The organism is Micromonospora sp. ZG13, assembly GCF_059359355.1.
The window spans coordinates 474160-489010 of the sequence record NZ_JCADBQ010000003.1 but is presented as its reverse complement, the minus strand read 5'-3'; the positions used below and the strand labels follow the sequence as shown (position 1 = coordinate 489010).

Annotated in this window: 12 protein-coding genes; all 12 read left to right on the top strand. The window is 70.9% G+C overall.

Features of this window, described 5'->3' with window-relative positions:
• Nucleotides 1-6: 6 nt before the first annotated feature.
• The 12 genes from AC5L34_RS09740 (at nucleotide 7) to AC5L34_RS09685 (ending at nucleotide 14845) form a co-directional block, all read left to right on the top strand.
• Entirely contained in the window at nucleotides 7-1260 is a 1254-nt protein-coding gene (locus tag AC5L34_RS09740) for a sugar ABC transporter substrate-binding protein (RefSeq protein ID WP_357715794.1), read from the top strand.
• On the top strand, nucleotides 1260-2900 hold the full coding sequence (locus AC5L34_RS09735; protein WP_441174454.1) for an ABC transporter permease subunit: 1641 nt from the start codon (nucleotides 1260-1262) through the stop codon (nucleotides 2898-2900). Before AC5L34_RS09740 ends, AC5L34_RS09735 begins: the two co-directional genes overlap by 1 nt.
• Nucleotides 2897-3793: a sugar ABC transporter permease gene (locus AC5L34_RS09730; RefSeq protein WP_441174453.1), complete on the top strand. Its 897-nt coding sequence runs from the start codon at nucleotides 2897-2899 to the stop codon at nucleotides 3791-3793. The genes AC5L34_RS09735 and AC5L34_RS09730 overlap by 4 nt, the downstream gene beginning before the upstream one ends.
• Before the next feature lie 143 nt (nucleotides 3794-3936).
• The gene (locus AC5L34_RS09725; protein ID WP_494824533.1) at nucleotides 3937-5748 is read left to right on the top strand and encodes a glycoside hydrolase family 13 protein; all 1812 of its coding nucleotides are present in this window, start codon (nucleotides 3937-3939) and stop codon (nucleotides 5746-5748) included.
• Nucleotides 5749-5822: 74 nt separating this feature from the next.
• The gene (locus AC5L34_RS09720) at nucleotides 5823-6164 is read left to right on the top strand and encodes a hypothetical protein (RefSeq protein WP_441174450.1); all 342 of its coding nucleotides are present in this window, start codon (nucleotides 5823-5825) and stop codon (nucleotides 6162-6164) included.
• 277 nt (nucleotides 6165-6441) lie between these two features.
• Entirely contained in the window at nucleotides 6442-7506 is a 1065-nt protein-coding gene (locus AC5L34_RS09715) for a BMP family lipoprotein (RefSeq protein ID WP_441174671.1), read from the top strand.
• 171 nt (nucleotides 7507-7677) lie between these two features.
• A complete protein-coding gene (locus tag AC5L34_RS09710; RefSeq protein WP_441174669.1) occupies nucleotides 7678-9309 on the top strand; it encodes an ABC transporter ATP-binding protein in 1632 nt (543 codons plus the stop codon).
• Nucleotides 9306-10631, top strand: coding sequence for an ABC transporter permease (locus AC5L34_RS09705; protein ID WP_441174449.1), 1326 nt, complete (start codon nucleotides 9306-9308; stop codon nucleotides 10629-10631). Before AC5L34_RS09710 ends, AC5L34_RS09705 begins: the two co-directional genes overlap by 4 nt.
• 3 nt (nucleotides 10632-10634) lie before the next feature.
• Entirely contained in the window at nucleotides 10635-11915 is a 1281-nt protein-coding gene (locus AC5L34_RS09700) for an ABC transporter permease (protein ID WP_441174447.1), read from the top strand.
• A gap of 14 nt (nucleotides 11916-11929) precedes the next feature.
• Entirely contained in the window at nucleotides 11930-12634 is a 705-nt protein-coding gene (locus AC5L34_RS09695) for a cytidine deaminase (protein ID WP_363893431.1), read from the top strand.
• 138 nt (nucleotides 12635-12772) lie between these two features.
• Complete coding sequence (locus AC5L34_RS09690) at nucleotides 12773-14053, top strand: thymidine phosphorylase (protein ID WP_494824530.1); 1281 nt, start codon at nucleotides 12773-12775, stop codon at nucleotides 14051-14053.
• Between the two features lie 111 nt (nucleotides 14054-14164).
• Nucleotides 14165-14845 carry a DUF4272 domain-containing protein gene (locus AC5L34_RS09685; protein WP_363620380.1) on the top strand — a complete coding sequence of 227 codons (681 nt, stop codon included), beginning with the start codon at nucleotides 14165-14167 and terminating at the stop codon, nucleotides 14843-14845.
• The last annotated feature ends 6 nt before the right edge of the window (nucleotides 14846-14851 follow it).

Sequence of the window (14851 nt, the reverse complement as noted above, 5' to 3'; positions counted from 1 at the left end):
GTACCGATGCGCATCCGTACCGCGGGTGTGGTCGCCGTCCTCGGCCTGGCGCTCGCCGCCTCCGGCTGTGGTGGCGACAGCAACGACGAGCCGGCCGCGAACGAGTCCAGCAAGGCCGCCACCGGCGGCAAGCTGGTGATCTGGGCCGACGACAAGCGCGCCGCCGCCCTCAAGCCGTTCGGCGAGAAGTTCGGCCAGGAGAACGGCGTCACGGTCGAGGTCCAGGCCGTCTCCAAGGACCTCCAGACCAACTTCGTCACCGCCTCCCAGCAGGGCAGCGGCCCGGACGTCGTGGTCGGCGCGCACGACTGGATCGGCAACCTGGTGCAGAACGGCGCCATCGACCCGGTCCAGCTCGCCGCCGAGCAGAAGAGCGCCTTCAACGAGACCGCCGTCAAGGCCGTGACCTTCAACGGCCAGCTCTACGGCGTGCCCTACGCCATGGAGAACCTGGCGCTGATCCGTAACACCGAGCTGGCCCCCGAGGCGCCGAAGACCATCGAAGAGCTGGTCGCGACCGGCAAGAAGCTCAAGGCCGAGAAGAAGGCCAGCGAGATCCTCTGCCTCCAGTCCGGCCAGAACGGCGACGCGTACCACATCTACCCGCTCTACACCTCGGCCGGCGGCTACCTCTTCGGTACCAGCGCCAACGGCGACTACGACCCGAAGGACCTGGGCGTGGGCAAGCCGGAGTCGATCGCGGCGTTCCAGAAGATCGCCAAGCTGGGTGAGAAGGGCGAGGGTGCGCTGAAGCGCTCCATCACCGGCGAGAACTCCATCGCCACCTTCACCGGCAAGAAGTGCGCCTTCCTGGTCTCCGGCCCGTGGGCCATCGCCGACGCCAAGAAGGCCAACATCAAGTACGACATCTCCCCGGTCCCCGGCTTCGCCGGTGGCAAGGAGGCCCAGCCGTTCGTGGGCGTCCAGTCCTTCTACGTCGCGTCCAAGGGCCAGAACAAGGCCCTGGCGCAGGAGTTCGTCGCGAACCACGTGACCACCCCGGACCTCGCCGTGGCGCTCTACAACGCCGAGCCGCGTCCCCCGGCGCTGACCGCCGCGCTGGACCAGGTCAAGGGCAGCGACCCGGACCTGGCCAAGTTCCAGGAGGCCGGCAAGAACGGCCAGGTGCTCCCGGCGATCCCGGCCATGGCCGCGATCTGGGACCCGTTCGGCAAGGCGGAGGCCGCCATCATCGGCGGCGCCGACCCGGCCAAGACGATCACCGCAGCCGGTAAGACGATCGCCGGCCAGATCAAGTAATGAGCACGTCGTCATCCGGCCCGGGGGCTGCCACGCAGGCCCCGGGCCGGGGGCCCGTACGGTCCGGGTCCCCGCGCAAGTCCCGTACCGCGCGGAACCACGCGCCGATCACCCTGACCGGCCTGCTCGTCAAGGTGGTCCTGCTCGGCCTCGTGGCCGGGATCGCGGTCTGGGCGGCCTTCCCGCTCATCGAGGCCGAGCTCTGGGTCGGGTTGGCGATCCTGCTGGCGACCACCGCCGGACTCTTCTACCTCTACCTGACCCCCCGGCACATCCCCGTCAAGTACCTGATCCCGGGCACGCTCTTCCTGGTGGCGTTCCAGATCATCCCGGTGCTCTACACCGCCAGCACCGCCTTCACGAACTTCGGCGACGGCCACCGGGGCAGCAAGGACGACGCCATCGTCGCCATCCAGAGCGGCTCGGTGACGCAGGTCCCCGGCTCGACCCAGTACCCGCTGACCGTCGCCACCAAGGGCGACCCGGCCACCGGCGCGCTGGTCTTCCTGGTCACCGACCCGCAGACGAATACGGTCTCCGTCGGCGACACCGAGGGCCTGCGCCCGCTCGACGCCGGCAGCGTCACCGTCGCGCCGGGCGGCAAGGTCACCGCCGCCGACGGCTACCAGATCCTCAACTTCGGCGAGGCCAGCAAGCGGAGCAAGGACATCACCGACCTGGTGGTGCCGACCTCCGGGGGCGCGCTGCGCTCGTCCGGCCTGTCGCGTGCCTACGAGGGCAAGGCGGTCCGGGCGTACGACGCGGGCTGCGACTGCATCCGCGACAGCGAGACCGGAAAGACCTGGACCGCCGACGGGGAGGTCGGCTCCTTCGTCGCCGCCGACGGCGAGACCCTGGCCCAGGGCTGGCAGGTCAACGTCGGGCTGCGGAACTTCGCCAGCGTGCTCACCGACCCGGCCATCTCCGGCCCGTTCTTCAGCACGCTGATCTGGAACTTCGCCTTCGCGCTCGGCTCCACCGGCTTCACGTTCCTGCTCGGCATGGGCATCGCGCTGGCGCTGCACTCGCCCCGGATGCGGGGCACGAACTTCTACCGGGTGTTGCTGATCCTGCCCTACGCCATGCCGTCCTTCGCGATGCTGCTGGTCTGGCGGGACATGTTCAACACCGACTTCGGCCTGATCAACAACCTGTTCGGGCTGGGAGTGGACTGGTTCGGTGAGACCTGGTCGGCCCGGCTCGCGGTGCTGCTGGTGCAGCTCTGGCTCGGCTATCCGTACATGTTCCTGGTGACCACCGGCGCGTTGCAGGCCATCCCACGCGAGTTGACCGAGGCCACCTCGGTCGACGGGGCGTCGCCGTTCCAGTCGTTCCGCGCGGTGACCATGCCGCTGCTGCTGGTGGCGATCTCGCCGCTGCTGATCGCGTCCTTCGCGTACAACTTCAACAACTTCAACGCGATCCAGTTCGTCACCGAGGGTGGACCGTTCCCGGCGGACAACCCGACGGCCGGCGCCACCGACCTGCTGATCACCTACACCTACCGGCTGGCCTTCGGCGCCCAGGGCGCCGAGTACGGCCTGGCCGCCGCTGTCTCGATCTTCATCTTCGCGATCGTGGCGACGGTGTCGGCGATCAGCTTCTCCCGGACCCGCAAGCAGGAGGAGGTGTACTCGTGAGCACCCGCACGGACGCGCCCGTCGCCAACCGCAACGCGGCCGGACGGAGGAACCGCTGGTTCGCCCAGGTGGGATGGCGGCACCTGGTCGGCATTCTGGCGGTGGCGTTCAGCCTCTTCCCGATCCTGTTCGTCGTCTCGGCGGCACTCAACCCGCTCGGCACGCTCTCCTCCACGGAGCTGCTGCCGACCGGCGCCTCGCTGGAAAACTTCACCAACCTCTTCGAGCGGACGGCCTTCGCCCGCTGGTTCCTCAACTCGCTGCTCCTGGCGGGGGTGGCCAGCTTCGCGTCGATCTTCCTGTCGGCGCTGGCGGCGTACGCCTTCTCCCGGATGCGGTTCGCCGGCCGTCGCGTCGGACTGCTCTCCCTGCTGCTGATCCAGATGTTCCCGCAGTTCCTGGCGATCGTGGCGATCTTCCTGATCTTCACGAAGGTCACCGAACTGTGGCCGGTGATCGGCTTCAACACCCCGTGGGGCCTCTTCCTGCTCTACATGGGTGCCGCCCTCGGCGCGAACACCTGGCTGATGAAGGGCTTCTTCGACACGCTGCCGAAGGAGCTGGACGAGTCGGCCACCATGGACGGCGCCTCGCACGCCCAGGTCTTCTTCCGGATCATGCTGCCGCTGGTGGCGCCGATCCTGGCGGTGACCGGCCTGCTCGCCTTCATCGGTTCGATCAACGAGTTCGTGATCGCCAACGTGTTCCTCACGAACACCAACTCGAAGACCCTCGCGGTCGGAATGTTCGGGCTGGTGGCCGGCGAGCGCAACAACAACTTCGGGATCTTCGCGGCGGGCACCCTGCTCACCGCCATCCCGACGGTGCTGGTGTTCCAGCTCCTCCAGCGCTACATCGTCAACGGCCTCACGGCCGGGGCGGTCAAGGGCTGAGCCTCCTCGGCTCACCGCTGCGGCAAGGGCGTCGGCGTCCGACGTACACCGGAGCAGTCACGGATCGACCGCCGCGGCCGGGCAACCGGCCGCGGCGGGAGACCCCTTTCTCTCCCAGTCCGACCGACGCGAAAGGCGCCACCATGTCCCTGTTGCCGCACCACGACGGTTCCGCCCTGTACGTGCCCGAGCAGGAGCCCGCCCTCGGCGACGTCGTCGACGTCTTCGTCCGGGTGCCGGCCGGCGCCGACGTCCGGCAGGTGCACGTGCGCACCACCGGCGACGGCGAGCCCCGCTTCACCGAGGCGGTCGTCGACCGCACCGACGGCGGCGACGTCTGGTGGCGGGTCCCCGTCGAGGCCCGCAACCCGGTCAGCAACTACCGGTTCATGCTCACCGGCAGCCGCGGCTACCGCTGGCTGAACGCTGCCGGCCTGGTGCACCACGACGTGCCCGACAACGGCGACTTCAAGCTGGTCACCCACGCGCCGCCGCCGGCCTGGGCCCGCGACGCGGTGATCTACCAGATCTTCCCCGACCGGTTCGCCCGTTCCGCCGCCGCCGAGGGTCGCGAACTGCCGGACTGGGCCATCCCGTGCGACTGGGACACCCCGGTGATCGGGCGCGGGCCCGAGACGCCCCGGCAGTTCTACGGGGGAGACCTGGACGGCGTCACCGGGCGGCTGGACCACCTGGACCGGCTCGGGGTGAACACCGTCTACCTGACCCCGATCTTCCCGGCCCGCTCCAACCACCGCTACGACGCGGCCAGCTTCGACACCGTCGACCCGCTGCTCGGCGGGGACGCCGCCCTGGCCCGCCTCGCCGACGCCGTACGCGCCCGGGGCTGGCGGCTGCTCGGCGACATCACCAGCAACCACACCGGCGACGCGCACGAGTGGTTCACCAGGGCTGCCTCCGACGTGTCCGCGCCCGAGCGGGAGCTGTACTACTTCGACGAGGTCTCCGGTGACTACGAGTCCTGGAACGGGGTCAGGTCGCTGCCCAAGCTGAACTGGGGAAGCGCCGAGCTGCGTCGGCGCTTCGCCACCGCCGACGACTCGCTGCTGCGCCGCTGGCTGCGCCCGCCGTACGGGCTGGACGGCTGGCGGGTGGACGTGGCGAACATGACCGGGCGGCGCGGCGCCGACGCGTACACCCACGAGGTGGCGGCGCTGCTGCGCGAGGTGGTCGCCCGGACCCGGGCCGACGCCCTGCTGATGGCCGAACACGGCCACGACCACACCGGCGACCTCGACCGGAACGGCTGGCACGGCACGATGAACTACGTCGGCTTCACCGATCCGCTCTGGTCCTGGCTGCGCCACGGCGACCAGCCCGTGCCGAACTTCCTCGGTACCCCGGGCGGGGTGCGCCGGCGGGACGCGGGCGCGGTGCTCGCCACCATGAACGCCTACCGCTCGCTGATCTCCTGGCGGTCGTACACCCACTCGTGGCAGCTGCTCGGGTCGCACGACTCCGCCCGGATCCGCACGGTGGTCGGCGACGCCGCCCGGCAGGAGGTCGCCGCCGGCCTGCTCGCCACCATGCCCGGCACCCCGATGATCTTCGCCGGCGACGAGCTGGGCCTGACCGGTACCAACGGGGAGGGCTCGCGTACCCCGATGCCGTGGCACCGGCCCGAGAGTTGGGACGCCGCGACGTTCGCCGCGTACCGCGCCCTGGTCGCGCTGCGCCGCGCGGAGCCCGCGCTGCGCCACGGCGGCCTGCGCTGGCTGCACGCCGACGCGGACACGCTGGTCTTCCTGCGCGAGGCGCCGACCGGCACGGTGCTGGTGCTGGCCCGCCGCGCCGCCGGCGAGCCGCTGCGCCTGAGCGGGCTGCGGCCGGCGGAGAACCTGTACGGCGGTGCCCCCGCCCTGCGGCCCGACGCCGACGGCGCGGTCACCCTCCCGGCGGACGGCCCCACCTTCCAGGCGTGGCGCCTGACCTGACGGCCGGGTAGCGGGGCGGAACCCCTACCCGCCCCGCTACTACGATCCGTCGTTGATGGGGGAGGATGGTGGGCGTGGAAGCTCTGAGACTGATACTTCGCTACGTCCATCTGATCGGTTTCGCCCTGCTGCTCGGCGGCGCGATCGTCCAGTACGTCAGCGGGAAGCTGCGGATCAACCCACCCATGCTGTGGGGGTCCGTGATCATGCTGGCGACCGGGATCGGCCTCTCCGCGCCACTGCGTGACGGCGACGAGCCGGCCCCCGCGAAACTTGTTACCAAGTTGGTGCTCGCCATCCTGATCTTTGTCATGGTGTTCTTTTCCCGGAAGCGTGACGTGGTCAACCGTGGGCACTTCCTGGCAATCGTCGGGTTGACCCTGGTCAACGCGGCGGTGGCCGTCTTCTGGCGGTAACGTCACCGGCAGGGGGTGGCGTGCAGAACCGGACGTTCCGCGACGCCCCGCCGCGCATCTACCAGCACCGAGAGTGATCTGCCACACCTAAGGGTTACGTAGGGGTAACAGGCACTCAACAGTCGTGCACGATTGTCGGCCGGTGGGTGGGCGCGGGCGTACGCTCCCGTCCGTAACGTGGGACGCCGGCGGCGCAGCGCAGGCCGGCTCAAAGGGCTGCCACCGTGCAGGACGCGGTGTGCAATGGGAAGGAGACGTCTTGCGCTCGATGCGTGGGATGCGGATCGCCTCCGCCTTCGCGGTGGGTGGGCTCGTGCTGGGCGCCGCCGCGTGCGGTGAGGCCCCCGAGGAGAACAACAACGCCGGCAGCGGCGACAAGAAATACAGCGCCTGCATGGTGACCGACGTCGGCGGCATCGACGACAAGTCGTTCAACACCTCCGCCTGGAAGGGCCTGGAGGAGGCCAAGAAGGCCAACGACAAGATCGACATCAAGTACGTCGCGTCGAAGGCCGAGGCGGACTACGAGGTCAACCTGACCCAGTACGTCAACCAGAAGTGCGACTTCATCCTGGCCGTCGGTGGCCTGATGGGTGACGCCACCTCCAAGATCGCCAAGGCGAACCCGAACCAGCAGTTCGGCATCGTCGACGCGAAGGTCCCGGAGACCAACGTCTACCCGATGCAGTTCGACACCGCCCAGGCCGGCTTCCTCGCCGGTTACCTGGCCGCCGGCATGACCAAGAGCGGCACGGTGGGCACCTACGGCGGCCTGCCGATCCCGCCGGTCACCATCTTCATGGACGGCTACGCCGACGGCGTCGCGCACTACAACAAGACCAAGAGCAAGACGGTCAAGGTCGTCGGCTGGGACAAGGCCGCCCAGAAGGGCTCCTTCACCAACGACTTCGTCAAGCAGGACGAGGGCAAGAAGGTCAGCGACGCGCTGGTCGCCCAGGGCGCCGACATCATCATGCCGGTCGCCGGCGGCGCCGGCCTCGGCACCACCGGCGCGGCCAAGGCGTCGGGCGGCAAGTACAACACCATCTGGGTCGACGTCGACGGCTGCGAGAGCACCCAGGACTGCGCGGCGATCATCACCACCGTCGAGAAGAACATCCCGGACGCCGTCAAGGAGGCCGTCGTCAAGGCCGCCAACGGCGAGAAGCTGTCGGCCACCCCGGGCTACCTCGGCAACCTGTCGAACAACGGCGTCGGGCTCGCCCCGTACCACGAGTTCGACAGCAAGGTCCCGGCCGAGCTGAAGGCCGAGATCGACAAGCTGAAGGCGGACATCGCCGCCGGCACCGTCACCGTCACCTCCGCGGCCCAGCCGAAGTGAGGCTCCGCCGGCCGCCCGCGGTGAGACGATCACCCGGGTAGGCCGGCGAGCGGTACAGCACGACGATCCGGCCGCCCCGGCGTCGCGGGGAAACCCCCACGGCGCCGGGGCGGCCGATCCACACCCACCCGACGACGGCCCCGCGCCGCGAGCGGTACACCGGCAGCTACGCTGCACCATCGCTTCGCACTCCAGGAGGTTGCGCTGAGACTCGAACTGCGCGGCATCACCAAACGGTTCGGTGACCTGGTCGCCAACGACCACATCGATCTGACGGTGGAGCCTGGAGAGATCCACGCCCTGCTCGGCGAGAACGGCGCGGGTAAGTCGACCCTGATGAACGTGCTCTACGGGCTCTACCAGCCCGACGAGGGCGAGATCCTGGTCGATGGCGCGCCGCTGAAGCTGCGGGGCCCGTCCGACGCGATCGCGGCCGGGATCGGCATGGTGCACCAGCACTTCATGCTGGTGCCCGTCTTCACCGTGACCGAGAACATCATGCTCGGCGCCGAGCAGGTCCGGGGCGGCATCGCCGGCTTCCTGGACCGGCGTCGGGCCCGGCGCGAGGTCGCCGAGGTCTCGGAGCGGTACAACCTGCGGGTCGACCCGGACGCGGTGATCGAGGACCTGCCGGTCGGCATCCAACAGCGGGTGGAGATCGTCAAGGCGCTCACCCGCGACGTCGACCTGCTCATCCTCGACGAGCCGACGGCCGTGCTCACGCCGCAGGAGACCGAGGAACTGCTCACCGTGATGCGGTCGCTCAAGGCCGCCGGCAAGTCGATCGTCTTCATCACCCACAAGCTGGGCGAGGTCAAGGCCATCGCCGACCGGATCACCGTGATCCGGCGCGGGAAGACCGTCGGCACCGCCTCCCCCGAGGCGAGCCGGGACGAGCTGGCCGCGCTCATGGTCGGACGCAGCGTGCGGCTCACCGTCGACAAGGAGGCCGCCACCCCCGGCAAGCCGGTCCTGGAGGTCTCCGGCCTGGTCGTCGACGACGACCGGCAGGTCCGGGCGGTCGACGGGATCGACCTGACCGTGCACGCGGGCGAGGTGCTCGGCGTCGCGGGCGTGCAGGGCAACGGCCAGACCGAGCTGATCGAGGCGATCATGGGGCTGCGCCCGACGCTCGCCGGCACGGTCACGCTCGACGGGCAGCCGGTGCACGGCTGGTCGACCAAGAAGGTGCTCCGCGCGGGCGTCGGCTACGTGCCCGAGGACCGCAGCGTCGACGGCCTGGTCAAGGAGTTCTCCGTCGCGGAGAACCTGGTGCTCGACATCTACGACCGGCCGCCGTTCGGCAAGGGCCTGGCGTTGCAGCCGGACGCCATCGCGAAGTCGGCCAGGGAACGGATCGAGCAGTTCGACGTCCGCACCTCCTCGGCCGACGCGCCCGTCGGCACCCTCTCGGGCGGCAACCAGCAGAAGGTCATCGTGGCCCGTGAGCTGTCCCGGCCGCTGAAGCTCTTCATCGCCGCCCAGCCGACCCGCGGCGTCGACGTCGGGTCGATCGAGTTCATCCACAGCCAGGTCATCCGCGAGCGGGACGTCGGCACCGCCGTCATGGTGGTCTCCAGCGAGCTCGACGAGGTGATCGGCCTGGCCGACCGCATCGCGGTGATGTACCGCGGCCGGATCATCGGCATCGTCGGCCCCGACACCCCGCGCGAGGAGATCGGCCTGCTGATGGCCGGCATCACCCCCGACGCGGCCCCCGCCGCGGCGAACGGCACGACCCCGGCCGACGGCGGCGCGGCGGCCCCCGCCGCCGAGAGCCCTGGTAACGAGGACGAGGCATGACCAACCCGAACCCGGGCTCCCCGGACAAGGAGCCGGCCACCGAGGCGCACGCCGCGCAGGCCGCGCTCGGCAACACCGAGCGCGCCGAGACGGCCACCTCCCCGAAGGCCCCGGCCCCGGAGCCGAAGCCCTCGCTGGGCCGGCTGTTCCTGGACAACCTCTGGGCGGCCAACACCTTCACGGTGACTCTGCTGTCGCTGGTGCTGGCGATGGTGGTCGGCGCGATCCTGATGATCGTGTCCGACCCCGACGTGCTCGCCACCTACAGCTACATCACCGCCCGCCCGGCCGACGCGCTCAACGCGAGCTGGACGCTGGTCAGTGAGGCGTACGGGAACCTCTTCAAGGGCGCGGTCTTCGACCCGGACGCGGTCGGCTTCCAGGCGGCGATGAGCCCGATCTCCGAGACGCTCACCTACACCGCGCCGCTGGTCTTCACCGGCCTGTCGGTGGCGCTGGCGTTCCGGGGCGGCCTGTTCAACATCGGCGCCCAGGGCCAGGCCGTCATGGGCGTGATCCTGGCCGCGCTGGCCGGCTTCCTGCTGCCGCTGCCGCCGGGCCTGCACCTGCTCGTCGCGGTGCTCGCCGGCGCGCTCGGCGGCGCGATCTGGGGCTTCATCCCGGGCATCCTCAAGGCGCGCACCGGCGCCCACGAGGTGATCAACACGATCATGCTCAACTACATCGCCACGTACTTCCTGACCTGGATCATCGTGCAGAACGGCGTCCAGGACCCGAACCGTACGGACGCGATCAGCCGGCCGGTCGACGGCTCGGCCCAGCTGCCCCGGCTGCTCGGCGACGGGCTCCGGGTGCACGCCGGCATCATCCTGGCGGTGCTGGCGACCTGGGCGGTCTGGTGGCTGCTGAACCGTTCCACGCTCGGCTTCGAGCTGCGCGCCGTCGGCGCCAACCCGGACGCCGCACGGACCGCCGGCATCAGCGTCACCCGGACGTACGTCCTGATCATGGTCTTCGCCGGGATCCTGGCCGGCCTCGGCGGCTCCAACATGGTGCTCGGCTCCACCGCGAGCGCGCTGACCCCGCTGGTCGTGGCGCAGATCGGCTTCGACGGCATCCTGGTGGCGCTGCTCGGCCGGGTGAAGCCGTGGGGCGTCGCGCTGGCCGCGCTGCTCTTCGGCGCGCTCCAGGCCGGCGGCAACCGGATGCAGTCCTACTCGGGGATCTCGCTGGAGCTGGTCACCGTGCTCCAGGCGCTGATCGTCATCTTCATCGCCGCGCCGGCCCTGGTGAAGGCGATCTTCCAGCTCCGGGCCGCCCGCGCCGCCCGGTTGCAGACGAGCCTGGCGAAGGGCTGGTAACTCATGTCCACGATGGCTGTCGAAGACGTCGCGGTCGCCCCTGTGGACCAGGGCTTCTGGACCCGTACCCGCAAGGTCGGCGCAGTGCTGCTCGCCCTCGGCCTGCTGGCGACGGTGCTGTTCGGGGCGCTCGCCACCGGCGAGCAGGCCCGCTTCACCCTCAGCGAGGACGCCGCCGGCGCCGCCCTGAAGATCCACGGCACCCTCGGCGCGATCCTCTTCGGCCTCGTCGCGGTCGCCGCCGGCGTCGCGATGCTCGCCGGGCTGCCGAAGCGCTGGTTCACCGTAGTGCTCGGCGTCGGCCTGGTCGGCTTCGTGCTGTCGTTCCTCTGCTGGCAGGTCTCCGACGCGCCGGCCGGGCAGAACTTCATGCCGCTGGTCAACATCGTCCGGGGCACGTTCATCCTGGCCCTGCCGCTGGTCTTCGGCGCGCTGGCCGGTGTGCTCTGTGAGCGCTCCGGCGTGGTCAACGTGGCCATCGAGGGGCAGCTGCTGATGGGCGCCTTCAGCGGCGCGCTCTTCGGCAGCCTCACCGGCAACGTCTGGGTGGGCCTGGTCGCGGCGGCGATCGGCGGCGCGTTCATCTCGCTGCTGCTGGCCGTCTTCTCGATCCGCTACCTGGTCGACCAGGTCGTCATGGGCATCGTGCTCAACCTGCTGGCCGTCGGCGTCACCGGCTTCCTCTACGAGCGGCTGATGCAGACCAACGCGCAGAAGTACAACAGCGCCCCCCGGTTCAGCAACTGGGAGATCCCGCTGCTGTCGGACATCCCGCTGCTCGGCCCGGCGCTGTTCCGGGGCAACATCTTCCTCTACCTCGGCCTGCTGCTGGTGCTGGTCATCCACATCGCGCTGTTCCGCACCCGGTGGGGCCTGCGTACCCGCTCGGTCGGCGAGCACCCCACCGCCGCCGACACCCTGGGCGTCAAGGTGCTCGGGCTGCGCTACCGCAACGTGCTGCTCGCCGGGGTGGTGGCCGGCATCGGCGGCGCCTCCTACACGCTGGCGCTCTACTCGTTCACCAAGAACATGATCGGCGGCAAGGGCTTCATCGCCCTCGCCGCGCTGATCTTCGGCCGGTGGAGCCCGACGGGGGCGCTGCTCGCGGCGCTCTTCTTCGGCTTCGCCGACCAGCTCGCCACCTACCTGGGCGCCATCAACAGCGCGATTCCGAGCCAGTTCCTCGCCATGCTGCCCTACCTGGCGACGATCCTGGCGGTGGCCGGACTGGTCGGCCGGGTCCGGGCACCGGCCGCCGACGGCAAGCCGTACATCAAGGGCTGACGGGGGAGTACCACATGGAGATCGACTGGGAGCGGCTGCGGGACGCCGCCACCGAGGTGATGCGGCACGCGTACGTGCCGTACTCGAAGTTCCCGGTCGGGGCGGCCGCGCTGGTCGACGACGGCCGGGTGGTGGTCGGCTGCAACGTGGAGAACGCCGCGTACGGCGTGGTGCTCTGCGCCGAGTGCGGCGTGGTCTCCTCGCTGCACGCCACCGGGGGCGGCCGGATCGTGGCCCTGTCCTGCGTCGACGCCACCGGCGAGCCGCTGATGCCGTGCGGCCGGTGCCGCCAGCTGCTCTGGGAGCAGGGCGGGCCGGAGTGCCTCATCGAGGCGAAGGGCGGCCCGCTGCGGATGGCCGAGCTGCTGCCGCACGCCTTCGACGTCGCCGACCTGGAGGCCGTGACCGGGGAGGCCCCGGTGCCCGTGGTGCCGGATCGGCTGGCCGCCTGGCGTGGGCGCGGCACGGTCTTCGTGCACCCCGACCTCTCCGCCGGCCAGCAGGTCTGGACGGCCTACTGGGAGCGGTCGGCGGGCGACGACGAGGGCGCCGAGACCGGCGTGCTGGAGGAGGGCCCGAGCTGGGGCGACCCGGCGGAGGCGATCACGTGGGGTCTGGCCCGTACGCCCCGGGTGGTGGTCGTGGACGCCTCGGGGGCGATCTTCTGGGCGGGCGAGGGTGAGCCGCCGATGGAGATTCCTGCCCGCTGGGGTGGTTGAGCTTAGAGCGGCTGGGGCCGACCGTGACCGGCTCCGGGCGGTCAGGCTTGATCCCTCCGCCGGTCACGGTCGGCCCCAGCCCTGGTGGGCGCGGTCCGCGAACCGGTATCGCCATAACGACGAGAAAGATCTTTTGTGATGAGTGCTTTCACGGCGGTTGACGTCATCCGGGTCAAGCGGGACGGGGGTGTGCTCTCCGACGCGCAGATCGACTGGGTGGTGGACGCGTACACCCGGGGGGTGGTGGCCGACGAGCAGATGTCGGCGCTGGCCATGGCGATCCTGCTGCGCGGCATGACCGCACCCGAGATCGCCCGGTGGACGGCCGCGATGATCGCCAGCGGGGAGCGGCTCGACCTCTCCGCCGTCGACCGGCCGACCGTCGACAAGCACTCCACGGGCGGCGTCGGTGACAAGATCACCCTGCCGCTCACCCCGCTGGTCGCCGCCTGCGGCGCCGCCGTGCCGCAGCTCAGCGGCCGGGGCCTCGGGCACACCGGCGGCACCCTGGACAAGCTGGAGTCGATCCCGGGCTGGCGGGCGGCGCTGAGCAACGACGAGTTCACCGCCCAGCTCCGCGACGTCGGCGCGGTGATCTGCGCGGCCGGCGCCGGGCTCGCCCCCGCCGACCGCAAGCTGTACGCGCTGCGCGACGTGACCGGGACCGTCGAGGCCATCCCGCTGATCGCCAGTTCGATCATGAGCAAGAAGATCGCGGAGGGCACCGGCGCGCTGGTGCTCGACGTGAAGGTCGGTTCCGGCGCGTTCATGAAGTCCGTCGAGCAGGCCCGCGAGCTGGCCCGGACGATGGTCGAGCTGGGGGGCGCGCACGGCGTACGGACGGTCGCCCTGCTCACCGACATGTCCACCCCGCTGGGCCTGGCCATCGGCAACGCCGTCGAGGTGACCGAGTCCGTCGAGGTGCTCTCCGGGGGCGGTCCCGCCGACGTGGTCGAGCTGACCCTGGCGCTGGCCCGCGAGATGCTCGACGCGGCCGGGCTGCCGGACGTCGACCCGGAGGCCGCCCTGCGCGACGGCCGGGCGATGGACTCCTGGCGGGCGATGATCCGCGCCCAGGGCGGGGACCCGGACGCCCCGATGCCCACCGCCAACGAGGTCGAGGTGGTCCGCGCGGACACCGACGGTTACGTCGCGGCGATCGACGCGTACGACATGGGGGTGGCCGCCTGGCGGCTCGGCGCCGGACGCGCCCGCAAGGAGGACCCGGTCAGCGTGCCGGCGGGGGTGGTGCTGCACAAGCGCCCGGGCGAGGCGGTGCGGGCGGGCGACCCGCTCTACGAGCTGCGCGCGCAGGACGCCGCCCGCATCCCGGCGGCGCGGGACGACGCCGCGCGGGCGGTGCGGATCGCGCCGGTCGCGCCCGCCGCGAAGCCGCTGGTGATCGAGCGGATCGGCTGAGCGCGGCGGTCGCCGGGGCGGCATGGTGTCCGCCCGTTCGGACCGCTATCCTCCCTGGCCAAGGGGGGACAACCGGCGCCGAGTCGTCGCGAGCAGACAGGATCTTTCGCCGTGACCGTACCTGCCCCCGATCCGCGGGAGGTGCGTGAGGCGAGCCTGGACGAGTTGTCCCGGCTGCGTCTCCCGCTGCCGCCCGCCCAGTTCCCGCTCGTGTGGGAGCCCGGCGACCAGATCGAGCTCCGCCCCACGGTGGAGATCGAGGCCCGCATCGCGGTGCTGCACCTGATCCTGGCCCGCTGCTTCGGGATGCCGCCGCAGGCGGCGATGAGCTGGCTGCTCGCCTCGCACCTGGTGGAGATGGTCACGCCGCCGGAGTTCCAGTTCGTGACCGGCGGCAAGGGCGACCACCGGTCGTTCGTGCTGCACCACGACGCGCTCTTCGCCCTGGCCTGGGTCCTCGGCCTGACCAAGCAGCTCGACCCGACGCTGCCGGTCGACGAGCGGCTGGTGGAGCGGATGCCGCACATCCCCGAGGGGGAGACCTTCGGCCAGTGGCGGGCCCGGATCCTCACCGCCCCGCAGCACCCCGCCGACGCGGCCGCCCTGCTGGACCTGCACTACTGCCTGGACTGGGCGTACCTGGAGACGGAACGGGCCGGCCGGACGCCGCCCGGGCTGGTCGACGCCAACGCGATCGGCCAGCGCCGCTGGGCGCTGGAATGGGCGGTGATGCTGCGCGGGCCGTACCACGACGAGCCCCCCGGCTGGGAAGAGGTCGACCTCTCCACCTGAGGGGCG

Excerpts from the sequence above, each read along its gene's own strand:
- AC5L34_RS09740 (WP_357715794.1), top strand. The coding sequence starts at position 7 with ATGCGCATCCGTACCGCGGGTGTGGTCGCCGTCCTCGGCCTGGCGCTC.
- AC5L34_RS09735 (WP_441174454.1), top strand. The coding sequence starts at position 1,260 with ATGAGCACGTCGTCATCCGGCCCGGGGGCTGCCACGCAGGCCCCGGGC.
- AC5L34_RS09725 (WP_494824533.1), top strand. The coding sequence starts at position 3,937 with ATGTCCCTGTTGCCGCACCACGACGGTTCCGCCCTGTACGTGCCCGAG.
- AC5L34_RS09715 (WP_441174671.1), top strand. The coding sequence starts at position 6,442 with ATGCGGATCGCCTCCGCCTTCGCGGTGGGTGGGCTCGTGCTGGGCGCC.
- AC5L34_RS09705 (WP_441174449.1), top strand. The coding sequence starts at position 9,306 with ATGACCAACCCGAACCCGGGCTCCCCGGACAAGGAGCCGGCCACCGAG.
- AC5L34_RS09700 (WP_441174447.1), top strand. The coding sequence starts at position 10,635 with ATGTCCACGATGGCTGTCGAAGACGTCGCGGTCGCCCCTGTGGACCAG.
- AC5L34_RS09695 (WP_363893431.1), top strand. The coding sequence starts at position 11,930 with ATGGAGATCGACTGGGAGCGGCTGCGGGACGCCGCCACCGAGGTGATG.
- AC5L34_RS09690 (WP_494824530.1), top strand. The coding sequence starts at position 12,773 with ATGAGTGCTTTCACGGCGGTTGACGTCATCCGGGTCAAGCGGGACGGG.